This is a genomic window from Sediminibacterium soli (assembly GCF_009939225.1).
GTDB classification, from domain to species: Bacteria; Bacteroidota; Bacteroidia; order Chitinophagales; family Chitinophagaceae; genus Sediminibacterium; species Sediminibacterium soli.
On sequence record NZ_JAACJR010000008.1, the window covers coordinates 1731460 to 1755992 of the forward strand.

Annotated in this window: 17 protein-coding genes and 1 tRNA gene; 5 read left to right on the top strand and 13 right to left on the bottom strand. The window is 50.8% G+C overall.

The annotated features are described in order from the left end of the window. Window positions 1–6: 6 nt before the first annotated feature. The 11 genes from GWC94_RS14640 to ybeY all read right to left on the bottom strand — a co-directional run bounded on the left by GWC94_RS14640 (window position 7) and on the right by ybeY (window position 16429). Window positions 7–780 (bottom strand): sterol desaturase family protein, encoded by a 774-nt coding sequence (locus GWC94_RS14640; protein ID WP_161835750.1) that lies wholly within the window; start codon window positions 778–780, stop codon window positions 7–9. Between the two features lie 14 nt (window positions 781–794). After that, window positions 795–1262 carry a nuclear transport factor 2 family protein gene (locus GWC94_RS14645; RefSeq protein WP_161835751.1) on the bottom strand — a complete coding sequence of 156 codons (468 nt, stop codon included), beginning with the start codon at window positions 1260–1262 and terminating at the stop codon, window positions 795–797. A 12-nt stretch (window positions 1263–1274) separates the two neighbouring features. Next, window positions 1275–4100 (bottom strand): DNA polymerase I, encoded by a 2826-nt coding sequence (gene polA / locus GWC94_RS14650; protein WP_161835752.1) that lies wholly within the window; start codon window positions 4098–4100, stop codon window positions 1275–1277. 131 nt (window positions 4101–4231) lie between these two features. Beyond that, entirely contained in the window at window positions 4232–6676 is a 2445-nt protein-coding gene (locus GWC94_RS14655; protein WP_161835753.1) for a DUF5916 domain-containing protein, read from the bottom strand. Window positions 6677–6906: 230 nt separating this feature from the next. Then, complete coding sequence (locus tag GWC94_RS14660) at window positions 6907–8232, bottom strand: amidohydrolase family protein (protein WP_161835754.1); 1326 nt, start codon at window positions 8230–8232, stop codon at window positions 6907–6909. Between the two features lie 11 nt (window positions 8233–8243). Further along, on the bottom strand, window positions 8244–11372 hold the full coding sequence (locus tag GWC94_RS14665; protein ID WP_161835755.1) for an amidohydrolase family protein: 3129 nt from the start codon (window positions 11370–11372) through the stop codon (window positions 8244–8246). Between the two features lie 109 nt (window positions 11373–11481). Beyond that, window positions 11482–12504 (bottom strand): proline iminopeptidase-family hydrolase, encoded by a 1023-nt coding sequence (locus GWC94_RS14670; protein ID WP_161835756.1) that lies wholly within the window; start codon window positions 12502–12504, stop codon window positions 11482–11484. A 138-nt stretch (window positions 12505–12642) separates the two neighbouring features. Beyond that, window positions 12643–14511: a tRNA uridine-5-carboxymethylaminomethyl(34) synthesis enzyme MnmG gene (gene mnmG / locus GWC94_RS14675; protein ID WP_161835757.1), complete on the bottom strand. Its 1869-nt coding sequence runs from the start codon at window positions 14509–14511 to the stop codon at window positions 12643–12645. Between the two features lie 51 nt (window positions 14512–14562). Continuing rightward, complete coding sequence (locus tag GWC94_RS14680) at window positions 14563–15180, bottom strand: hypothetical protein (RefSeq protein WP_161835758.1); 618 nt, start codon at window positions 15178–15180, stop codon at window positions 14563–14565. Between the two features lie 155 nt (window positions 15181–15335). Beyond that, a complete protein-coding gene (locus GWC94_RS14685; protein WP_161835759.1) occupies window positions 15336–15998 on the bottom strand; it encodes a CAP domain-containing protein in 663 nt (220 codons plus the stop codon). Continuing rightward, a complete protein-coding gene (gene ybeY / locus GWC94_RS14690; RefSeq protein ID WP_161835760.1) occupies window positions 15995–16429 on the bottom strand; it encodes an rRNA maturation RNase YbeY in 435 nt (144 codons plus the stop codon). The genes GWC94_RS14685 and ybeY overlap by 4 nt, the downstream gene beginning before the upstream one ends. A gap of 184 nt (window positions 16430–16613) precedes the next feature. Here ybeY and GWC94_RS14695 point away from each other — a divergent pair, with 184 nt between their 5' ends. From GWC94_RS14695 to GWC94_RS14705, 3 genes are all read left to right on the top strand, one after another. Next, a complete protein-coding gene (locus GWC94_RS14695) occupies window positions 16614–16838 on the top strand; it encodes a FeoA family protein (RefSeq protein WP_161835761.1) in 225 nt (74 codons plus the stop codon). Window positions 16839–16867: 29 nt separating this feature from the next. Continuing rightward, entirely contained in the window at window positions 16868–17437 is a 570-nt protein-coding gene (nadD, locus tag GWC94_RS14700) for a nicotinate (nicotinamide) nucleotide adenylyltransferase (protein ID WP_161835762.1), read from the top strand. An 86-nt stretch (window positions 17438–17523) separates the two neighbouring features. Beyond that, a complete protein-coding gene (locus GWC94_RS14705; RefSeq protein WP_161835763.1) occupies window positions 17524–19968 on the top strand; it encodes a S9 family peptidase in 2445 nt (814 codons plus the stop codon). A gap of 262 nt (window positions 19969–20230) precedes the next feature. Here the strand turns inward: GWC94_RS14705 and rho are convergent, their stop codons facing one another. After that, entirely contained in the window at window positions 20231–21826 is a 1596-nt protein-coding gene (rho, locus tag GWC94_RS14710) for a transcription termination factor Rho (RefSeq protein WP_161835764.1), read from the bottom strand. A 381-nt stretch (window positions 21827–22207) separates the two neighbouring features. Here rho and asnS point away from each other — a divergent pair, with 381 nt between their 5' ends. Together asnS and GWC94_RS14720 are read left to right on the top strand one after the other, a co-directional pair. Then, on the top strand, window positions 22208–23647 hold the full coding sequence (gene asnS / locus GWC94_RS14715; RefSeq protein ID WP_161835765.1) for an asparagine--tRNA ligase: 1440 nt from the start codon (window positions 22208–22210) through the stop codon (window positions 23645–23647). A 209-nt stretch (window positions 23648–23856) separates the two neighbouring features. Beyond that, a tRNA-Phe gene (locus GWC94_RS14720) sits at window positions 23857–23929 on the top strand. Window positions 23930–24234: 305 nt separating this feature from the next. Here the strand turns inward: GWC94_RS14720 and GWC94_RS14725 are convergent. Further along, window positions 24235–24432 carry a hypothetical protein gene (locus GWC94_RS14725; protein ID WP_161835766.1) on the bottom strand — a complete coding sequence of 66 codons (198 nt, stop codon included), beginning with the start codon at window positions 24430–24432 and terminating at the stop codon, window positions 24235–24237. Between the last annotated feature and the right edge of the window lie 101 nt (window positions 24433–24533).

The following is a 24533-nucleotide window of genomic DNA, read 5'->3' on the forward strand; positions in this document are numbered from 1 at the left end:
AGCTGTTCACGACAACCCTGTGTTGCCCGCTTCCCTGGTTTTCAATTCCTCGAATTTGCTGTCGTAATCCTCGCGGATCGTGCCCAGCATGCGGTCCCAGAAAAGGAAATACAACCCATAGTTTCCCCTGAAATACTGGTGGTGCTGGTTATGGCTGAACGAAGTATTGATCCATTTGCCCACCCATGTTCTGTTAAATCCCCTCGGATACAGTTCGTAGCCGAGATGTCCGTATATGTTGTAGACAATCGACATCAGGAAAAAAATGCCCAGGTGCGTAACATGTATGGGAATGGTGAAATAAAAAATAACGGTGATGGCCTGTTCCACCAGCGCTTCCAGGGGGTGAAAGGCATAGGCGGCCCAGGGCGAGGGGTTTGTGGATTTGTGGTGCACCAGGTGAAACCACCTGAAAATGGCTTTATGGTGCATCAGCCGGTGGGTGAAGTAGAAATATGTATCGTGTACCACAAACAGTACGGGAAATAACAGGAAGTAGTAGACATACCCGTATTTATTGATATTGCTGTAGCGTGTGGTATAGGGCGCCACTTTGGGATGGTGAAGCGCCAGGATGATAAACCCCGCAATGCATATTGTGATGAAGGAAAAACCGATTTCGCGCAGGTAGTCCTGGTTTTGCGGCTGCCGCTGCTGTATTTTTTTGTACAGGATCTTCCTGCGCAGCACCACGTAGAACAACAGAAAACCGATCGATGCAATGAGCAGGTAGCGCGATCCGAGATGGTACAGCACATTGAAATACAGGTTCCAGTTCATATACGAACAGTTGGTTATTGCTTCCGGTATGCATGCAGCGAGGCAAGGGCTTTGCTGCGTAATCTCCGCTGAAAGAAATTCGTCCAGCCAAACAGCCATCCCGTAATACCCAGGGCCTGTTGCGACCAGATATACAGGTTAAAAGCATCTGTATGCTCAGAGATCAGCCCGTCGCGAAACCGCATATAGGCGGTTACCTTGTTTACAACCCTTCTGCCGGTCTGTGCAAAATCATAGCTGGCCGTCCACCGCGTGGTGGTGTATTCTTCGTCGAGTAATTGTATTTCGCCGTATTGCACCGAAAAATTCCTGGCCCGCTTGCAGAGCATCTCCCACATGGTTTTTACCTCTTCTGCGTCGAGCAGTCCGAAAACCGGGTCGTTGAACACCGCTTCGGGGTGGTAACAGGATTGCATGGCGGCATAGTCCAGGCGACTAAAGGCATCGTAAAAACGGTGAATGGTCTGTTCGTTCGGTGTCATAAAATGCGTTTATCAGTGTGCCACCAGCCAGTTTTCGCCAACACCCAGTTCTGCTTCCACGGGAACGCCATTGGGTAAAGGCAGCGCGTTCTTCATTCCCTCCAGGATCAGCGGTTTCAGGATATCGAGCTCGGCGGGAACGGCATCAAAAACCAGTTCATCATGCACCTGCAGTATCATGCGCGATTGCAGTCCTGCATCTTTTATTTTTCTGTGTATGGAGATCATCGCCAGCTTGATCATATCCGCCGCGGTTCCCTGTATCGGCGAATTGATGGCGTTTCGTTCCGCATAACCCCTTACCGTGAAGTTGGCGGAGTTGATGTCTTTCAGCCAGCGTTTTCTGCCCATCAGTGTCTGTACATAGCCGTTCTCTTTGGCAAAGTTGATGGTATTGTCCATATACGAAGTGATGCCCGCGAATTCTTTTTTGTAATTGTCGATGATCTCCTTGGCTTCCGACCGGGGGATGCCGAGGTTGTCTGCAAGACCAAACGCACCCTGTCCGTAAATAATACCGAAGTTCACGCTTTTGGCTTTGTAGCGCATTTCCTTGGTTACATCAGACTCCGCTATGTTGTACACTTTTGCCGCGGTGGCAGTATGGATGTCTTTTCCCGAGCGAAAGGCGTCGCACATATTCGCATCACCGCTGATGGCCGCTACAATACGCAGTTCTATCTGCGAGTAGTCTGCGCTGATCAGTACCCTGTCGTTGCTTCGCGGTATAAATGCTTTTCTGATCTCGCGGCCCCTGTCTGTCCGGATGGGAATATTCTGTAGATTGGGGTTGTTGCTGCTAAGTCTTCCTGTTACTGCAACGGCCTGTGCGTAGCTGGTGTGTACCCGGCCGGTTTTGCTGTTGATGATCTGCGGCAGTGCATCCACATAAGTGCTCTTGAGCTTGGTAAGTTCACGAAAGCCGAGTATATCCGATACGATCGGGTTATTAAGCGAAAGCTTCAGCAATACATCTTCACCGGTGGCGTACTGACCCGATTTTGTCTTCTTTGCTTTGGGGTCGATCTTCAGTTTTTCAAACAGCACTTCACCCAGCTGTTTGGGAGAAGCCAGGTTAAAGCGGACGCCCGCCTGGCGGTAAACATTCTCTTCAAACTGTTTGGCATCGCGCTCCAGTTCTTTGCTGTAGTTATTCAGGAAATCCACATCGATCTTTACGCCTTCAAACTCCATATCCGTGAGCACCCGCACCAGCGGGTTTTCCACTTCGTCAAATACGCGCTGCACTTCTTTCTGTTTCAGCAAAGGCGTAAAAACATGTTTGAGCTGTAGGGTGATGTCTGCATCTTCCGCGGCATATTCCTTTGCTTTTTCGATCTCCACATCGCGCATATTGCCCTGCGTTTTTCCTTTCTTTCCGATAAGCTCGTCAATATGTACGGGTTCGTAACCGAGGTATTGCGCGCTTAGCAGGTCCATGCTTCTTCGCCCTTCGGGTTCTATCAGGTAATGCGCCAGCATGGTGTCGAACATGGGGCCTTTCAGCTCGCAGCCGTACCATTTCAGTACCAGCATATCGTATTTCAGGTTCTGTCCTATCCAGTTTATCTTCTCGCTGTCGAACAGGGGTCGCAGTTGCGCAAGTATGTTTTGTGTGGCGGCCTGATCGGCAGGACAGGGAATATAGTAACCCTCCCCGCTGCGGAACGAGAAACTGATGCCCACCAGTTCGGCTTCGTTGGCGTCGATATGGGTGGTTTCGGTGTCAAAACAGATCTCTTCCTGCAGCAGCAGCAGGTCGGTAAGTTTTTGTATTTCTTCCGGTGTCTGAACAAGCTGGTAATCGTGTGGGGTGTTGCCGATGTTTTTTTCGGCAAGCAATCCGCTGGTTTCTTTGGGAAGGTCCTCTTCTTTTTTTGAGCCGCTGTCTGCTTTCACGGCAACAGGGTTTCCAAATAAGTCTGTCTGCACGGATTGTGGCGCCGAATGAAAAGCATTGAATTCATCGCCGAGTATGCGTTTGCCCAGGGTTTTGAATTCGAGTTCGGTGAAAACTTCCACCAACGCTTTTTTGTTCCATTCTTTCAGGCAATAGTCTTCCTCGTGAAATTCAACCGGCACATCGGTAATGATGGTGGCCAGTTTCTTGCTCATAATGGCGGCTTCTTTTCCGTTGCGGATCTTTTCGCCCAGCGCGCCCTTGATCGTGTCGGCATTGGCAATGATGTTTTCGAGCGTATCGTATTCTTTCAGCAGCTTGGCCGCGGTTTTTTCGCCTACGCCGGCAATACCGGGAATATTGTCCACCGCATCTCCCATCAGCCCCAGCATGTCAACCACCTGTTGCACCCTTGCGATATCCCATTTTTCGCAGATCTTTTCTGCGGTCAGTATCTCTTCCGGGTTGCCGAAGGAAGGTGGTTTGTAGATGTATACATGCGGATGGATGAGCAGCTGGCCATAGTCTTTATCGGGGGTTACCATGTATACCTCGTAGCCCTTGTCGGCGGCCTGCCAGGCAACGGTGCCTATTACATCGTCGGCTTCGTAGCCATCCACTTCCACTACGGGTATATTAAAGCCGGCGATGATTCTTTTGATATCCGGAATGGAAGCCAGCAGGTCTTCGGGGGCTTCCTGGCGGTTGGCTTTATAGTCGCTGAAATCGGTATGCCGTTCCGTGGGTGCATAGGTATCGAAACACACGGCCAGGTGTGTTGGTTTTTCCTTATTGATCAGGTCGAACAGGGTATTTGTAAAGCCGAACTGTGCATTGGTATTCCTTCCCTTGGAGGTAATGCGCGGGCTCCTGATCAGCGCATAATAGGCGCGGTAGATCAGCGCAAATGCATCCAGCAGAAATAGTTTTTTGCTCATGGAGCTAAGGTAGAGGGAATTGCGGATTAGTGGATTGCGGACCGGCGGATTATTTTGCCCTGTATGCCCATCGTGTAGGCGGGAACGCGTACGGGTTAATCTGCGGGTCCGTCATCCGTTAGTCCGGAATGTTATTTCTTCCTGAGCGAAAGATAATCCAGGAAATAGATCACCCTGAGCGATAAGCTGTTGAGCTGCGGCGCCTCGATGGTGGTTCCGAAATTCTTGAAATAGCCCCGTGAAAGGTCTTTGTCGAATGTGTTGATCGAATTTTTCCATACGATGTTCAGGAAGCTGCCAAGCGCAAACTGCCAGGTATACACCATATCGATGTTAAAATAGTTCACGTTGTAATTAGGGTTGCTGCCGATGCCCGCCACCTCGGTCTGGCTGCCGTCTTTCTGCAGGTTAAAGAACCTCCGGTTGTCCACGCTGCTCCAGTAGTGACGTGCGCGGAAAGTGAGCCCCATTTTATTGGTGAAATTGTATTTCAGAGAAAGAACATTCTCTACCGTATACCGTTTGCGGAGCGCCACGATCACACTGTCGTTGCTGATGGTGGCAAAACCAAGCGTATTGGAAAAAAGGGAAATATTGGCATTGGCACTTACCGATAATTTTTTGTTGAAGCGGTAATTGGTGCCCGAGTAAAACTCATAGCCCTGCGCACCGTTCCTGCCGGGCAGGGTAATATTAACCTCGCCGAATGCAGAGAATTTCTTGGCATAGTTAGATTCAAACCAGCCGCCGGTGGTTACACGACCGGGGCGTTTAAAAACATAACCTTCTTTGCGGGGTTCGTAAAAATCGTTTGCGGCGGGGTTGGCCGTTATAAACACACCGAAGAAATGCAGGCTTTTCAGCTGTCCGTTGAAATTGACATTCACCCTTGAACTCTGGTAATCCCAGGGTTTGTTGCGCAGAGAATAATACCCGTTGAAATTCAGGTTAAGCCTGTTATACCATTTTGTCGGCTTGATCCATTTATAACCCACCCATGCATAGTGATCAATAAAGTTGTTGTTGGTGAAATACCCCATATCGTTGGCATTGTATTTCTGGTCGGCCAGTTCCTGCGAAATGCTCATGTTCAGACGGCCGCCCGTTTTGTTGATCCCCAGTTTGTGTGTGTAACCCGATGATGTTTTTCCATCCGGCAGGTAGCCGATCAGGTGGCTCATACCCAGTTTTCCGCTCAGGTTCCAGTCGTTCTTTTTGTCGTACAGGTCCCAGAGGGCGGCCGTTACATTTGCATCATAGTCTTTTCCGGCGCGGGTTACGTTGGTATTGATCAGCGATACGCTGGAGTTGCGTTTCAGCGACTGGTCGAGCACGATGATATTGTAATTGGTCAACGGGTCTGTCTCTATCCGGCGCACTTCTTTGCCGTTGTATTCAACGGTTGCATACTGCGGTTTGGTAACGGCGTTAAAGACACCGATACCCAGACCCGAGGAAGTTCTGCCGCTTATTTTTGTTGCGTTATACAGTCTTGTCTCCGTTGGGTTGCGCGTAATGGATTCACCGGGTTTCAGTTCACTGTACACATCCCCGTAATGCAGCGGCTCACCGCCGATACGGCGGCTGTAGAACAGGTTGCCCTTGCTGAACAGTTCAGTGCCTTCCGTAAAAAAACTGCGGTTCTCGTTGTATTTTACTTCAAAGGGCGTAAGGTTCAAAACGCGGTTATCGCTCTGCACCTGGCCAAAATCCGGTATCAGGGTCATATCGAGCGTAAAAGCCTGGCTGATGCCGTATTTCACATCCATACCGCCGTTAACAGCAGTGCTCAGGTTCTTTATGGAAGGGTCTTTATACGGATAGTGGTTGGCATAGGTTGAAAAATAAGGGGAGAAGGAAAGACGTATCGGGGGTTTGATGTTCTCTATATCCGTCCACAGACCAAACTGCGCAAGGAAATTGCCGCCGACCGTGGGGTCGGTGGGGCTCCACATATATTGTTTACCGCTTTTCTGGTTGCGGCGGGTGATGTTCAGTCCCCAATCCTGTTTGTTTTTTGTGGCAAAACGAATGGCCGCATACGGTATGCGCATTTCAAACACCCATCCATCGGAAACAATCCTGGCCTGGGTCTCGTACACGCTGTTCCAGCTGTCATCCTCACCGCTGGAGGAATATTTTGCATCGTACTGCTCTCCCAGCGGCGTTACATAATAACCGAAGCCGTTGATCTTGTCGTTATAGGTATCAAACAGAACGCCTACATAATCGTTCGAGCCGATCCTGTCGCGCCCCACCAGTTCCGAAGAAATGCTGTCTTTGGGCATATGGCAGTAACCGCCCACATAGATGGCGTTATTATCGTAGAGGATCTTGATCACCGTACGGTTCTCCGCACGTTCTATATTGCCGAATGCAGGGCGCCATTCCACAAAATCGCTGGCAGCGGGTGCATTTAGCCAGGCGCTGTCTTTGAGGTCACCGTCAATAGTGATCTTCTGGGAAGTTCTTGTTGCCGGAACTTTCCTGATCTCTTTCACCGGTTTTCCGGTCTGTTGCGCCATGGCGGGGGCAACAAGCAATACAGCACAGGTTAAGATCAGCAGTGGTTTCATACGGTTGGGACGGTTGGCCGGTTAAGGGATGAATTGTTTGCACTTTGCAGAACAAACGGCATAAAACTAAAAAGGTTACAGGGAGCAGGCTGTTAAATTCCCCGCAATAGCGATAGGCGGAACTAATATAGTATGAGCGGTAAGAATGCCCGGACAATGTTGCAACAGAAATGGGGAGGGACACAAAAAAAGAGGTCCGGAGACCTCTTTTTCTATGCTGGGACAGCTGTTTATTTTATACTGTATTTGAAACGGTAGCGCTCATAAAGCTGTTGTTGTTTGTTGTCGAGACTTACCTCGCGGCCCTGAATGAAAGCATGCGAGACATGGCTGGTGCGCATATCAAGCAGGTCGCCATCGCTGACAACGATATTGGCGTCTTTACCCGCTTCGAGAGAGCCCGTTCTGTCGGCGATGCCCAGGATCTTTGCAGGGTTGAGGGTGATAGACTGCAAAGCCTCTTCCCTGCTGAGACCATAGGTGGCGGCCGTGCCTGCATTGTAGGAAAGGTTGCGGTAGCGCGTCTCTTCGTTCGTATCGTTCAGCGCAAAAAGTACGCCCGCTTTCTGCAGCGTGGCGGGTGTTTTAAAGGGCTGGTCGATATCATCGTCTTCCGATGCAGGCAGTGCATGCGACTCGTGCAGGATAACGGCGATATTGTTGGCTTTAAGCAGGTCGGCTATCTGGTAGCTTTCACTGCCGCCAACGATCACTACGTCGAAACCGAATTCCTTTGCAAAGTCGATGGCCACCAGCATCTGTTTTACCTGGTCGCCATGTACAAACAGCTTCTGCGATTTATCAAACAGGCCTTTTACCGCTTCCAGCTTCAGGTTTTTACTCGTATGCGTTCCTTCCTGCCGGTAGGCTTTGGCTTCGCGGAAGAAAGCCTTGATCTCCTCTATGCGTTCCAGGGCAGCACGTGCGGGATCCGCCGGCTGTGCGGCGCCGAAGCCGCCGGGAAACCCGGGAAAGCCACCCCTGCGGCCAAAGCGGTTGATAAAGCTTGGCATGTTTACATGGATACCCGCATCCATTTTATAGGCAGCATCTTCCCAGTTCCAGGCATCGAGCTGCACAACAGAAGAAGACCCGCTGATAACGCCGCCCTCGGGAGTGATGCTGGCAAGCAGTATGCCATTGGCGCGGATGATATTGATCACGCGCGAATCGGTATTGTACGCGGTGATGGCGCGGATATTGGAATTGTAATCGCCCAGTTCACTGAAATCATTGCTGGCACGTACGCCGGCGCCGATCTCTTTCAAACCAAGATCCGTTGCCGGCAGTATCAGACCGGGATATACATGCTTGCCTTTTGCATCCACCACTTTGGCGTCTGCCGCGGGGGTAATGCCGGCAGCCACATTTATGATCTTGCCGTTGTTTACTTCAATGGTGGCGTTTTCCACAACGGTTCCGTTACCTACATGCACGGTGCCGTTGGTGATATAAAGTCGGCCGGTAAATTCTCTTGTCGGGTACACCGTTTCCTGTGCGTGCAGGAGCGATGCGGCCACGGTCAGACAGAGTATGGAACTAATGATTTTTTTCATGGTCTTCGAATTTATTTGTTGATGGTTTCATCTTCCTGCAGGTCGTACGTGAACATACCGTCATGGTGTTCATGGTCTCCGCAGCTCAGGATATACTGCCAGCTTGGTTCCGCGGGTCTTACAGCGCCCGGGCCGGCGGTGCGTTTCTCGCCGATCAGTTTCTGTACCAGACGGAAACGTTCGGCGGAGATCTTTTTGCGCTGCTCGAGGTCTTTTTCCCTGTCGAAGTATACGATACCATCCACAATGGTCTTTTCTGCTTTTGCATAAATGCTCAGCGGGTTATCGCTCCAGATAACCAGATCGCCGTCTTTACCAGATTTCAGGCTTCCCACTTTGTCGTCAACATGCAGTGCTTTGGCGGGGTTAAGGGTCACCATTTTCAGCGCATCCTCTTCGGGTACGCCGCCGTAACGAACGGTTTTGGCAGCCTCCTGGTTCAGGCGACGTGCCATTTCCGCATCATCGGAATTGATACATACGTTCAGCCCCATTTTATACATGATCGCCGCATTGTAGGCCATGGCATCGGTAACCTCCACTTTATAATAATACCAGTCTGAGAAGGTGGAAGCGCTTGCACCGTGCGCTTTCATTTTATCGGCCACTTTATAGCCTTCCAGGATATGCGTAAAAGTGTTGAAGCGTACGCCGTATTTATCACCAACACGCATAGCCGCGGTGATCTCGCTCTGTACATAAGAGTGACAGGTGATGTAGCGTTTTTTGTTCATGATCTCAACCAGCGCATCCAGTTCCAGATCGCGGCGTGTGCCCCCGGGATCGGCTTTCATGGCCGCTTCATAATCTCTGGCGCGCGAAAAGGCATCGTTCAGCACTTCTTCCACGCCCATACGTGTATCGGGGAAGCGGTTGTTATTGGTGGAGGTGGTGCGTTTTACGTTTTCACCCAGCGCAAACTTGATAAACGGATCGGCGCCTTTGAATTTCAATCCTTCATCGTCGGCGCCCCAGCGCAGTTTGATGAGCTGTGTCTGCCCGCCGATGGTATTGGCAGAGCCATGCAGGATATGCGATGTGGTAACGCCGCCGCTCAGCTGGCGATAGATATTGATGTCTTCCGGATTCAGGTTATCCGCGATACGCACTTCCGATGTTACCGATTGACCGCCTTCGTTGATGGATTGCGCGGCGATATGTGAGTGCTCGTCTATGATACCTGCGGTTACATGTTTGCCTGTTGCGTCGATCACGCGTGCGGATGCATCGCTGAGACCCTTGCCCACCTTGGCAATTTTTCCGCCTTTGATCAGTACATCGGCGTTTTCCAGTTTGCCTTCTTTTTCATTCGTCCATACCGTGGCATTTTTGATCAGCAGGTCTTCTGCTTTCGGAGCGTCTTCCCATCCATAGCCATCAAACGGGAAACTTACCTTGCCAATGCGGGCAGGGGAATTTCTTCTTGCACGGGAGGAATCCAAAGAAGCCGTGGCGACGGAAGCAAGTGTTGCTGTCCAGGTAAGCTTATTACCCGCGGTGTCTTCGCCATAACCGTTCCAGGTGTCTCCGTTGACAACAGCCGTTAAACGGTATTGCGCACCACCGGTTGCGCCGCCGCGGTTAAAGCCGCCGCCGGAACCACCGGCCGGGGGATTGAGCGTGCCTGTTGTTGCGCCACCGGCAGGCTTTCTGGCAGGAACCGGGGAGAAACTGAGTTTGGCGATCTTACCATCGTAGCTGAACCGTCCGGTAAGCGTATCTTTTCCGATCACATTGGCGGTGGTTGCATTTTTCACATCCAGTGTATAGCTCACCGTACCCGATTCTGTTGCTAATGCGAGATGGTAGGTTCCCTTGATATCATTCCAGTTCTCTTCTTTGACACCATATTTGATACCCTGCACCCAGTTCTGTAAGAAAGTTGTTTTTTCGTTGAACACGGGTCCGCTGGTGATGATGAAATTGGCGAGCTTGCCGTTATCGATACTTCCCACCTGGTCGTACACACCGAGCAGTGTTGCGGGAACCTTTGTCAGGGCCTCGAGGGCTTTTGTCTCGGTCAGACCCATCTCAAATGCTTTGCGCAGGTTGCCAAGGAACTGGCTGGTGGCGCGCAGATCGGATGTGGTAAGCGCAAAACTGATGTTTGCCTTTTCAAATGCGCCGGGGTTGGATGGAGCCAGTTCCCAGTGCTTCATATCGGAAAGCGAAGTGGCGCGCGCGTCATTGGGATCTTCCACATCCATGGCCTGGGGATAATTCAGCGAAAGGATAAACGGTGCCTTTGTTGCAGCGATCTCTTTGATGCGCTGGTATTCATTGCCGCCGCCTTTGATGATGTACTGTACACCAAATTCATCACCAACCCTGTCGGCACGGATATCGTTCCATTTGTCATCGGCCTCAAATACCTGCGGAAGCGACTGGTTGGCGTTCCAGGATTCGAGCGAAAGATTCAGCCCCTCTTTACGGGGTTTGGTTTTATACCATTGCGCGTCGAGATAGGTCTGGCGCAGCAAAGCAATACTTCCCATCAGACTGCTGGGATAGCTTTGGGTGGAACTGCCGCGGTTGAAGGAATAGTGTGCGGAAGCTTTTTCTTTGATGACCACCAGGTTCTCGTTGTTGTTGGCAAGTGTAACCACGGTGCCGGTGCCCCTGGCAATACCGTCTTTGGCGAAGGAGAGCACGGTGCCAAAACCGATATCCCGGAGTGTTTTTGCCCGGGCATCGTCTACGGCAAACAGTTTGCTCGCGTCTGTCTCGGGTTTGAGCGCCTGGTTCCAGCCATAGGGTCCTTTTGTATTGGAAGTGATCTGCGCCGGTTGTCCGAAAATGAATCCGCCGCCGGGACCTCCGGTGGTCGGTCTCTGCGCTGTGGCCATACCGTAGTCGGTATACATGTCGATAAAAGAGGGGTAGATATACTTGTCTTTGCAATTGATCACCACAGCATCTTTGGGAACGGCAACGCCGGAGCCGACTGCAATGATCTTTCCGTCACGGATCACCAGTGTTGCATTGGCAATGGTTGTCTGTGCATCTTTCACGATAGTGGCATTGGTGAAAGCGTAACATCTGTCGCGCTTATCGGCCACCCCGTTCACCGGAAAGGTTTCCTGGGCCTGCAGCATAGAAGCCAGCAGCAGCCCCGAGAACAGGAGCTTTAATTTTCTCATAAGTATTATTGATTGGTTTGGAGAAGGCTAAAACTACTGAAATGCCAACAGAGAAAATACCATTGCTTTGTTTTTCCCGGTAAATCCAGTTTTTTGAAGGGTGAGCGTGTTATTTCAGGAACGCCCCTTTGTCTACGTCCTGGATAAAACTGATAAGACCCGGAAAATAATGCGGCTGGTCGTCCCACATAGAGCAATGACTGCCGTTGGGACAGGTCAGGTTTCTGCCCCGCGCAACCTGTTTGGCCATCCATTTCATGTGTTCGGGGTCCATGGTATCGTGTGTGGCACCGATGGTAAGGGTGGGTACGGTGATGTTGGAAAGGTCCCCGCTCCTGTCCCAGTTGGCCAGCCGGCCCGATACACCGAACTCGGATGGGCCCTGCATGATGGTATACAGTTCTGCGTTGAGATGGGGCATGGCGCGGTTAATGGGTTCGGGCCAGGGAACAGCGCGGCAGAAATGCTGGTTATAGAAATGAGGGATCAGCAGTTCCATATAACGCGGGTTGGCAAAATCCTTTCTTGCCTCAATGGCGTGCACACTGTCGAGTACGGGTTTGGTCATTTGTTTGGCGAGTACGTCTGCGGCGTATTTTCCGTAGGCCGGTGCGCTGCTCATCATATTGGAAATGATAAGGCCTTTCAGGTTAGCCTGGTATTTCAGCGCATACTCCATCGCGAGTATACCGCCCCAGCTGTGCCCGAGTAAATAGAAATTGTCTTTGGTCAGGCCAAGCGCTTTTCTCACCTGCTCCACTTCTTCCACAAAACGCTCTGTTGTCCAGAGGCTGCTGTCTTTTGGCTGATCGCTGAAGAAAGAGCCCAGCTGATCGTACTCGTAAAATTCAATTCCCTCACCGGGAAAGAAGCTTTCGAAAGATTCGAAAAATTCATGCGTACCACCCGGACCACCATGCAGCAGCAGCACTTTTATTTTAGGGTTATTGCCGAATTTTTTCGTCCATACTTTGAAGGAGCCCACCGGCGTTTCGATCGGTATCATTTTTACGCCGCCTGTCTGAACGCCGCTATCGGTACGGGCATGGTAGTCTGCGAGTGAGGGGGATCCGGTTTTCGGCTGGCAGGCGTACAGTGACACCGCGGTCAGCAGCAGTAGGATTGGTTTCATGTTATCGGGATTTGGTAATAGACGTTTCCAAAAACCAGTTCACAGATCCATTCACGGCAAATGGCGGGGTATACAAAACCGCCGGCCATTGCTAAAGTTAAGGCAGCCGGGGAATGTTGTCGTTTTTTCTTCGGGATTTTAGCGGCCCATAAAAACCATCAGTATCTGTACATCGCTGGGGTTTACACCGCTGATCCTGCTGGCCTGGCCCAGGGTGGAGGGTCTGATCTTCTTGAATTTCTGCATGGCTTCGTTCGAGAGCGCTGAAACACGGTCGTAGTCGAATGTGGCAGGTATGGCCATGTTTTCGAGCTGGCTCATCTTTTCCACGATCTCCTGTTCCTTTTCAATATAGCGTTCATACTTAACCTGTATCTCGGCCTGTTCAAGGGAGTCGGCGGGTATGCCGTGCAGGGCCTGCTGTAAAGCGGCGGAATGATTGATCATGGAAGGAAGATCAACGCTGGGGCGAAGCAGTATCTTCCCGGCCTTCTGTTTTTCGGTGAGCGATGCAGATTGAATACCGGTGAAATAGGAATTGATGTCTTCGGGATCGATGCTGATTTCCGCAAGGGTTTTCTTTACGCGTGCTACTTCTTCTTTTTTCCGGGCAACAGCGGCAAGACGGTCTTCTTTCGCCAGTCCCAGCGCATGACTTTTCTCCGTAAGACGCAGATCGGCATTATCCTGACGCAGCAGAGTCCTGAATTCCGCCCGGCTGGTGAACATGCGATAGGGTTCTTCTGTTCCCTTGCTGATCAGGTCGTCTATCAGTACGCCGATATAGGCATCGCTTCGTTTCAGGATAAAGGGCTCGAGGTTTTTTGCTTTCTGGTGCGCGTTGATACCGGCCATCAGTCCCTGGCAGGCAGCTTCTTCATAACCCGTGGTGCCGTTGATCTGTCCGGCGAAGAACAGGTTGCCGATCAGTTTTGTTTCAAGCGAGTATTGCAGCTGGGTAGGTGGAAAATAATCGTATTCGATCGCATAACCCGGCCGGAATATCCTGACCTGTTCAAACCCCGGAACTGTACGAAGTGCTTCGTATTGCACTTCTTCGGGAAGTGAAGTCGAAAAGCCGTTGACATATATTTCCACTGTATTCCACCCTTCGGGTTCTACGAACAGCTGGTGGCGGTCTCGGTCTGCAAAACGGTTGATTTTGTCTTCAATACTTGGGCAATACCTGGGACCAACACCCTCAATCCTGCCCTGGTACATGGGGCTCCTGTCAAAACCTGTTTTCAGTATCTCGTGTACCTGGCTGTTGGTGTAGGTGATAAAACAGCTCCGCTGCTGTGCGGGTTGTATACGGGGTACGTCGAGGTAAGAAAAACCGGTGATCTCATCGTCTCCTTTCTGTTCTTCCATTTTGCTGTAGTCCAGGCTTCTGCCGTCTATTCTCGGCGGTGTTCCAGTCTTCAGCCTGTCGCTCTCAAAACCCAGCGAAACCAGCTGCTCGGTAATACCTGTTGCCGCTTTCTCGGCCACACGCCCGCCCCCGAATTGTTTTTCCCCGATATGTATCACACCATTAAGGAAAGTGCCGCTGGTGATCACCACCGATTTTGCTTTTACCTCGTGCCCCATTCCTGTTACCACACCACAGGCTTTTCCGTTCCGGATGACCAGGGAACGAACCATGTCCTGGTAAAAATCCACATTGGGTGTGTTCTCCAGCATTTCGCGCCAGGTGGCGGCAAACAGCATCCGGTCGTTCTGCGAGCGCGGGCTCCACATGGCTGGCCCCTTACTCCGGTTCAGCATACGGAACTGGATCATGCTCCTGTCGCTCACGATGCCGCTGTAACCACCCATGGCATCTATCTCTCGCACGATCTGTCCTTTGGCAATACCACCCATGGCGGGGTTACAGCTCATCTGCGCGATGGTCTGCATATTCATGGTAACCAGCAACACTTTGCTGCCCAGGTTGGCGGCCGCCGCTGCGGCTTCGCAACCGGCATGACCGGCACCGACAACAATTACATCATATTCGGGGAACATAGTGCAAAGATACTTGTGTAGATGTTAATCTATTGGTAGGAAGCATTGCAGTTAGCCGCCGAATTTTTTTAGTATCTCCCGTTCTAGCACGATGTCTTCCGCGCTTGTGCCGTTGTTCATACGGTTAAACTCTTCGTGGGAGAAGCTGCGGATGTCTTCGAGCAGGAGCCTGTTCTGCAGGATAAAGTTCTCGATACCCGGGTTTGATTCAATATTCGAGCGCTCTATGGCTGCAATCTTTTCCAGCATATCGCGGCAGACCGAATAGCCGGTTTTGGCGTAAAGATCCTGGAAATAAGGGCGTGCGGCCAGCAGGTCGATACTGTTCCCGCGGCTTTTGTCGGATGGTATTTGTTCCACACGCATGTTTACAAAGCTCCAGCAGAGTACCAGGTCTTGGTCGTCGGAGAAATCAAAATAGGTTGCCGGTATGATATGATCGAACTGCCAGGCTTTCCCGAAGTTCTCCCAGCTCAGCGAATCCATGAACTGGAGCTCGAACCAGCGACGCAGGGTTTCGATATCCAGCCCGAAATAGGGAGCATAGGCTTCGCTTGGCATTCGTTCCAGTACATAGCGTCTGTATCCCAGCTGCCATTTCCTTTTCTCCCGGAATCGCAGCAGCGAATCGGTAACCTCCGTCTGGGCAGTCCATTTTTTTCGGGCCATACGCAAAAATACAATGTTTCAGGGCGAAACTGTGATTCGTGGAACAGGGGTCTGCCGGGAACGGAACGGGGTCGCGGGGAGAAACCGCTAAAAGGACTTCGATAATCCTATGTTTCAGGTAGAAACTGTGATTCGTGGAACACTTTACAGCCTACCTATTGTGCACAGGATAAGTCCTGTACGAAGAAATCCTGATCTTTTCCATAAAGTGCCGATCCGATACCGGTTTCGGTTAACCCGCGGTTCAGCAGCGATTTTCTGTGTCCTTTTTCGGGTAAGCCAATATCCAGGTACAGCAATAATACGGCCAGCAGGGTGCTGTTGCTGCTGATGGCGATGTTTTCGCTGGCGCAATAGCGGATGCCGGCTTTTTTCATGCGGCTGAAGAAATCGGTGCCATTGGTACTGGTATGACTGGGACTGGCTTTTTTACCGGCGATATCTAAGGCATGGGCCTGCGCCGTGCTTACCAGGGTAGGGTTCAGGGAAAACATGGGTAAAGCGCCGCTTTGTTTCAGGTCTGTATACAAACTCGTGGATTCCGGCCCCTTGAGTGAAGGAAATACCTGTAACACCGGTACCAGCACACTGTCCCAGAACTGCTGCGGACGGGAACGGCCGAAATTTACCCAGTAAAGAAACTCCTGCGCCTGGGTACTGAGCCTGGCATAGCCGGGCTGGCTGTTATTCCAGTTCAGGATATCCGTTTCCTGCATGGCGGGCCTTGGGATGGGTTTATCCGGAAGAGAGACACTGCCCATCTGCGCGGGAGCCAGAAAAGGAATGACCAGCAGCAAAAAGACAACAAGCGGTTTCATCGGGTGCGTTTCTCAAATAAACGCAAATAGCGGTCTTCCTTTTCCCTCATGATTGTTATTTCACTTTTCTTTTTGTCGCGGTAACCGCATAAATGCAGGGCGCCGTGAAAGATCACGCGGAGCATTTCGCTTTTAATGGTTTCGCCCAGGTTGCGCGCATTGTCTTTTACCCGGTCCACGCTGATATACACCTCGGCTTCCACCGGCTGACCGGGAGCCGAGAGGCCAAACGTGATGATATCGGTATAATAATCGTGCTGTAAAAAATCGCGGTTGATCGTCAGCAGGTATTCATCCGAGCAGAAAATATAGTTGATCATTCCCAGCTTTGTTTTTTCGGTGCGGAACAACTGTTCTATGAATGACCGGAGTGCTGTTCTGTTTATTAGCGGTACCCGTTTATCTGCCGGGAGAAAATGGATTCTTTCCATGTATCGTTGTTGATAGAATGATGAACTGCTGAGATGAGGTGTCAATAAGCCGGTGAGTTGAAAAGACCCGTAACCGAATCGGCCCAGCTGCTTGCTAACCGCTCAACCCAATCCCAATATTATTACCAAAATTCGTAACTCCTGCCCATACCCCGGTTCTAACTTTGTATCATATTGTGAACTCATGAAGCGGTTGTCAGAATTAAAGATCGGCCAGGAAGCTGTGATCCATTCGTTTGAAAAAGACGAGATCTTTATCAAGCTTATGGAAATGGGTTGCATACCCGGCGAGATCATTCGCGTGGAACAAAAAGCGCCGCTTGGCGATCCTATTTCCATTACCGTTTCCGGCTACCACCTCAGTCTCCGGCTAAACGAGGCAAACAGTATCTTTGTAGAAATGAGATAAACCACAACTAATTGATTTTCAATTAAATAATGAAAATAGGGCTTTATTTCGGATCTTTTAACCCGGTTCATATCGGTCACCTGATTCTGGCCAGTTATGTGGCAGACCATACAGACATGAAACAGGTATGGTTTGTGGTATCTCCGCAGAACCCGCTTAAGCCATCCGCCACCTTACTGAACGAACACCAGCGTTTGCACCTGGTTCATCTTGCCGTGGAAGACGATAACCGGCTGAAAGCTTCCGATGTGGAATTTAAATTACCCCGTCCCTCCTATACCATCGACACCCTTACCTACCTGCGGGAGAAATACCCGCAGCACGAATTTTCCATCGTGATCGGCAGCGACAGCTTCCGCAACCTCCCGCAGTGGAAGCATTTTGCGCTGCTGGTAAAAAACTACCCGTTCATTATTTATAAACGTCCCGGTTTTGACATACAGGAAACCTGGAATGCAAAGACCACCCTACTCGATGCGCCGCTGCTGGCCATATCGGCCACACAGATCCGCGATCAGGTGAAACAGGGAAAAACAATACGCTACCTCGTGTCTGACAAAGTGCGCGAAGAGATAGAAAGAAATAATTATTACAAGTAACAACTGGTTACGCAACGCCGGTCTGTCTGCAGCTTGAAACGGTACACACCATTTCGTATCTTCCCCTCTCTAAACGACTGCACCCAATGAAATTCAGACCATTACTGCTGCTGCTCCTTGCCGCTTATTCGGGCAGGGCGCAAACACTTACCATTGAGAAGATCATGGCCGATCCGAAATGGATCGGCAGTTCTCCTTCCAATATCTCCTGGTCGCCCGATAGCAAGACTGTTTTGTTCAACTGGAACCCCAGGGCAAACAATTCCGATTCGGTATACAGTTACGCTGTCACCGGAGGCCAGCCACAACCCGCCAGCTATCTTGATCCGCAGCGAAACGCTTCGCTCAATAACAGCGTGTACAACACGGCCAATACACAATATGCCTATACGCTGCGCGGCGATATCTACCTGGTGGATACAAAAACGAACCGGACAACCCGCGTTACGCAAACAGAAGAAACCGAGAACGCACCCCGGTTCATACTCAAAGATGAATGGCTTGCCTATAGCCGCGCACAAAATCTTTTTGCCTGGAATACCAAAACCGGCATCACCATGCAGCTTACCAATATCACCCGTGGTGCGGAAGCCGCTGCCGCTCCGGCTGGCACTGGCCAGGGCAGACAGGGAGGCGGTCAGGGCAGCGGAAGTTTTGGCGGCAACCGCGGCGGGGTTCCGCCGCGCAACGCAGAGGGCGGACAGGAAGGCTGGCTGCAGGCGCAGCAGCTGGATCTTTTCCAGGTGCTGAGAGAACGCAAGGAAAAACGGGATGAACGTGCCGCATTCCTGCGCACCCACCGGGAAATAAACGGCGATACGGTAAAGACCATCGGTATCGGGGAAAAAACCATGCAGGGTCTTCAGATCAGTCCGGATGCGCGCTTTGTTACCTACCGGCTTTTTCAGCCTGCTGCAGGAAAGAACACCATCGTTCCGGACTATGTTACCGAGAGCGGTTTTACCACCGATATTCCCGGCCGCACCAAGGTAGGCGCGCCACTGGGTAAATATGATTTTTACCTGTACGACAAGCTGCGCGATACGGTGATGCTGGTTTCTACCGATTCCATCCCGGGTATTACGGATGCACCGGATTATGTAAAAGACTATCCCAAAAAATTCGCCAACCGCCGCGCGGTGCCGCGTGGTGTGATCGTGAATGGTCCTTACTGGAACGACGACGGCAGCTACGGCGTGGTGGATATCCGCTCGCAGGACAACAAAGACCGCTGGATCATGCAGCTCGAAGGCGCCACCGGCAAACTGGTGCTGCTTGACCGCCAGCGCGACGAAGCCTGGATCGGGGGACCGGGTGTAAGCGGTTTTGGCGCCCGCATCGGCTGGATAAACAGCCATAGTTTTTATTTCCAGAGTGAGGTAACCGGTTATTCGCACCTCTATCTCTACGATATGAATACGCGCAGCAAAAAAGCGCTCACCGAAGGAAAATACGAAGTGCAGGATGTGCAGCCCAGCCGGAACAGACAGTTTTTTTACCTGCTCACCAACGAAGAGCATCCCGGCAAACAGAACTGGTACCGCATGAAAGCGGACGGCACCAAAAAAGAAAAGATCACATCGATGGACGGCGGTTATGAAGTAACCATGTCGCCCGACGAGAAATGGATCGCGTTCCGCTATTCTTATATCAACAGGCCCTGGGAACTGTATGTACAGGAAAATGCCCCCGGTAAAAAACCAGTTCAGGTTACGGACCTGGCTATGAGCGGGGCTTTTAAACAGTATCCCTGGCGGGAGGCGAAAGTGATCAGCTTTCCCGCGCGCGACGGACAGCCGGTGTATGCACGTGTGTATGAGCCCGACCCCACCAAAAAGAATGGCGCAGCGGTATTCTTTGTGCATGGGGCCGGCTACCTGCAGAACGTGCATTACTGGTGGAGCTCCTATTTCCGTGAATATATGTTCAACAACCTGCTGACGGACCTGGGGTATACGGTGATGGACATCGATTACCGCGCAAGCAGCGGCTATGGACGCGACTGGCGTACGGGCATCTATCGGTGGATGGGAGGCAAGGATCTGCAGGACCATGTTGACGGCGCCAAATTCCTTGCAGACAAATATGGCATCGATCCCAACCGGATAGGTCTGTACGGCGGCAGCTATGGCGGCTTTATTACCCTGATGGCCCTGTTTACCACTCCGGATGTATTTAAGGCAGGGGCGGCGCTGCGTCCCGTTACCGACTGGGCGGCCTATAACCATGGATATACCTCCAATATCCTGAACGAACCGTTCAACGACAGCCTGGCCTATGCAAAATCTTCTCCCATCAATTTCGCGAACGGACTGAAGAACCATTTGCTGATCTGCCATGGCATGGTGGATGTGAACGTGAACTTCCAGGACGCGGTAAGGCTGCAGCAGAAACTGATCGAGTTGGGAAAAAACAACTGGGAGCTTGCCGCCTACCCCGTGGAAGACCACGGATTTGTGGAGCCCAGCAGCTGGACGGATGAGTATAAGAGAATATTAAAGCTGTTTAATACCAACCTGCTGCCAAAGTAAGTCAACAGAACTTTTTGAAAGCCCTGGATGTTTCCGGGGCTTTTTAATTTGGAATTAGGTGGTTGAGCATACGGAAAATGTTCAGTTGGTTCGGGTTCTCCGGGGTCAGACCCGGGCTTTCTTAGGCATGACAACTGATGCAAATGACATTCTATTAAAAAAATTCGCTAATCCACCATCCGCCAATCCGTAATAACAAAAAACCCCGGAAAAAAGAAACAATCGTTTCTTCTCCCCGGGGATATTCTTAAAAGAGAAATGCTTATCTGTTCATCGAAGCAAGGAACTCTTCGTTGTCTTTGGTTCCGCGCATGCGTTTCAGGAGTTCGCTCATCGCTTCTTCCGTATTCATATCGTTGATGAACAAACGCAGTATGTTCATCCGCTGCAGCACTTCCTTGTCAAGCAGCAGGTCATCGCGGCGGGTGGAAGATCCCACCAGGTCGATCGCGGGGAAGATGCGTTTGTTGGCAAGACGGCGGTCGAGCTGCAGTTCCATGTTGCCGGTACCTTTGAATTCTTCAAAGATCACCTCATCCATTTTACTGCCGGTCTCGATCAGTGCGGTAGCCAGTATCGTCAGTGAACCGCCGTGTTCTATTTTACGGGCGGCGCCAAAAAACTGTTTGGGTTTCTGCATGGCATTTGCTTCCACACCGCCCGACAGCACTTTACCCGAAGCGGGCGCCACGGTATTGTGCGCACGGGCCAAACGGGTGATGGAGTCCAGCAGGATGATCACATCGTGTCCGCATTCCACCAGTCGCTTCGCTTTCTGCAGCGCTATGGTGGAAACTTTTACGTGTTTTTCGGCAGGCTCGTCAAAAGTGGAAGCGATCACTTCCGCTTTAACGCTGCGTTCCATATCGGTTACCTCTTCAGGACGTTCGTCGATCAATACCACCATCAGGTAACATTCCGGGTGATTGGAGGCGATGGCGTTGGCCACTTCTTTCAGCAGCATGGTCTTGCCCACTTTGGGCTGCGCAACAATCAGTCCGCGCTGGCCTTTACCGATGGGTGTGAACAGGTCCATGATACGCGTACTGTAGTTGTTCGATGTGGTGAACAGGTTCAGTTTTTCGAAAGGGAACAGCGGGGTGAGGTAATCAAAAGGCACGCGGTCGCGCACTTCATCCGGACGTTTGCCGTTGATGGCATCCACTTTCAGCAGCGCGAAATATTTTTCACCTTCTTTCGGCGGGCGAACGGAGCCCTGAACGGTATCACCTGTTTTCAGGCCGAATAATTTGATCTGCGAAGGAGAAACATACACATCATCGGGTGATGAGAGATAGTTGTAGTCGGAAGATCGGAGAAAACCATAGCCATCCGGCATCATTTCCAGCACACCTTCGCCGGAGATCACGCCTTCGAATTCGATATTGAAGCTGGATTCTTTTTTCTGGTGATGACGCTGGGTCTGCTGTGGCTCCTGGGTGGACTCTCCTGCCTGTTCGGCGGTTTCTGAACCGTTTAATGCCGCAGCCGTTTCGTGGGAATTATCTGAAGACTGTTCGGGTTTTTCCTGGGCTTCTCCCTGGCGAACAGGTTGTTCGTTTTTGCCTTTGCGGGGGGCGGGTGTTTTGCGTACCGGTTTTTCCTGCTGGGGCGCTTCCTGCATCACTTCGGCCTCTTCGGTAACGTTGCCTGTTTTCAGGGTAACCGGTTTACGCGTACGGGCCGGCTTTTTCTTCGAATCGTCCTTTGTTTCACTGGCCTGTACCGCCTGGTTATCAAGGATCTTGTAGATCAGCCCCTGCTTATCGAGTTTTTTGGCGCCGGAAATGTTCAGTTGTTCCGCTATGTCCAGCAACTCGGGCAGCAGCATGTCATTCAATTGCAAAATGTCGTACATAAAAAATAAAATCTGTTAATGTGGGGGAGCAAAAAGATTAGGTGAAACATTAAAATCCTGTTCCAGGATAGGTTGAATTAAGATCGGGTGTTATGATTAGGTATTCTGATCGGAAAGGGAGCGAACTGATAAACCGAGAGCTGAGAGTAGGCCGAACAGTTTGTTTTCCGAATGCAATGTTAAGGAGTTTTGCCGAAAACAAGAATTTTTTGGGCGATTTTAGGTGAGCGGAACTGTTAAAACGGGGTTTGGCTATCTTTGCTGCCCTCTGGGAGGAAACGTGAAACGGCAACGTCGAACGTGAAATGGGTTGTTTCAAAGGGAATCGCGTCCTGCATTTCCGGGGAACGATTCGGCACCTCAGTAAAAAGACAGGCAACCATGTTTAACAAAAGGACCAAGATCAAGATGCTGCTGTCGTCGGGTAAAGAAGGCGAGCAGGTAACGGTAATGGGTTGGGTGCGCACGTTCCGCAACAACCAGTTCATAGCATTGAACGATGGCAGCACCAACCACAATCTCCAGGTGGTGGCAGCGCTGGGTGCATTTGACGAGGCCCTGCTGAAACGCATCACCACAGGCGCTTCCATCAGGGCCAGCGGCCTGCTGGTGGCATCGCTGGGCAAGGGCCAGTCTATCGAACTCAAAGCCGGTTCCATAGAGATACTGGGCGACAGCGACGCGGAAAAATATCCTTTACAGCCCAAAAAACACAGCCTTGAGTTCCTGCGCGAGATTGCGCACCTGCGTTTCCGCACCAATACTTTCGGGTCGGTGTTCCGTATCCGTCATTCGCTGGCATTTGCGGTGCATAAATTCTTTCACGAGAAAGGGTTTGTATACCTGCATACACCCATTATCACCTCGAGCGATGCGGAAGGTGCGGGGGAAATGTTCCGTGTAACCACGCTGTCGCCCGATGCGCCGCCGCGCAATGAGGATGGCAGCATTAATTTCAAGGAGGATTTTTTTGGCAAAAGCGCCAACCTCACCGTAAGCGGACAGCTTGAGGGAGAACTGGGCGCGATGGCTTTCAGCGAGGTATATACGTTCGGGCCTACGTTCCGTGCCGAGAACTCCAACACCACGCGTCACCTGGCGGAGTTCTGGATGATAGAGCCCGAAATGGCTTTTCATGATCTCGAGGATAACATGCTGCTGGCGGAAGAATTCATCAGGTACCTGATCGGTTTTGTGATGGACAACAACCGCGAGGACCTGGATTTTCTGGCCCAGCGGCTGGCAGAGGAGGAAAAATCGCTGCCGCAGGACAAGCGCAGCGAACTGGGACTGATAGAGAAACTGGAATTTGTACGCAACAACGAGTTCCAGCGACTAACCTATACCGAGGCCATAGACATACTGCGCGAAAGCAACCACAACAAGAAAAAGAAGTTCCAGTACCCTGTTGAAGGATGGGGTGTGGATCTGCAGAGCGAACACGAGCGCTACCTGGTGGAAAAACATTTCAAAAAACCGGTGATCCTGACCAATTATCCCAAAGAGATCAAGGCCTTCTATATGCGCCAGAACGACGATGGTAAAACCGTTGCCGCCATGGACATCCTTGCGCCGGGTATCGGCGAGATCGTTGGCGGTTCGCAGCGGGAAGAGCGCCTCGACAGGCTGGAAACCCGTATGCGGGAAATGCATATCCCCGCAGAAGAGCTCAGCTGGTACCTCGATACCCGCCGCTTTGGCACCGTTCCGCATGCCGGCTTCGGTCTGGGTTTTGAGCGCATGGTGCAGTTTGTAACCGGTATGACCAATATCCGCGACGTGATCGCGTTTGCGAGAACGCCGAAGAACTGTGAGTTTTAATTTGAAAATTTGATGATTTGAAAATTTGAAAATGCAGACCGGGAGAGCATGAAAACGCAAAAACCACTCATTTTCAAATTTTCAAATTGCCAAATTTTCAAATTTCCCTATATTTGCCCTCCTTTACTAAAACTATGAGGCGCAAGCCCTTGATCTAGCGAAGGAACACGAAGTACAAAGTGCGCATAGCGCGCCGAAACTTCAGCGAAGGTGCGGTAGCTCAGTCGGTAGAGCAAAGGACTGAAAATCCTTGTGTCGCCGGTTCGATCCCGGCCCACACCACGCAGAAAATGAAGCAGTTATGATGAAAATTCATAGCTGCTTTTTTCTTTTGGTTAAACAGTGGTTAAACTTTTAAGATGGGTTGTTTATCTTTGATAGTTGCGTACAAAGTCCGATTTCGTTGACCACTTCAGTCCGATTTTGATGATGTTTAGTCCTTAAATAGCTTTTCACTAATGCTAAATTCGATAGCCGTAAAACTATTTTAGTAATAGACATTGATAGATTACTTCTTAACGGATTGACGAACAAGGAAACACTGGCAACGGCGGGAAGGTTATTGGTCGCATAACACTTTACGTACATTAATCCTCGGCTTGGATGTCTTTTAGATTTTCAGGGATTTTCAAGTTCAATTTATGAGCATTCAGGCTGTTCGGTCGATATGTGTCTGCAAAGCGCCCGATAAAAACAGCGGTATAAATGGCACCTATTAAAAAGAAAACAAACTCCCAGACCTGATTTTTAAGCAAATCAGGGGTTTGTAAAATGAACTGTGTCAAAGAATAACTTGATTATAGTTTAAAAGAGGCGGTGTCGGCTCCATCCACAGAGCAAGGCACCGCCTCTTTTTTACGGTGCGCTGTCAGAGATCTGTTTTCAT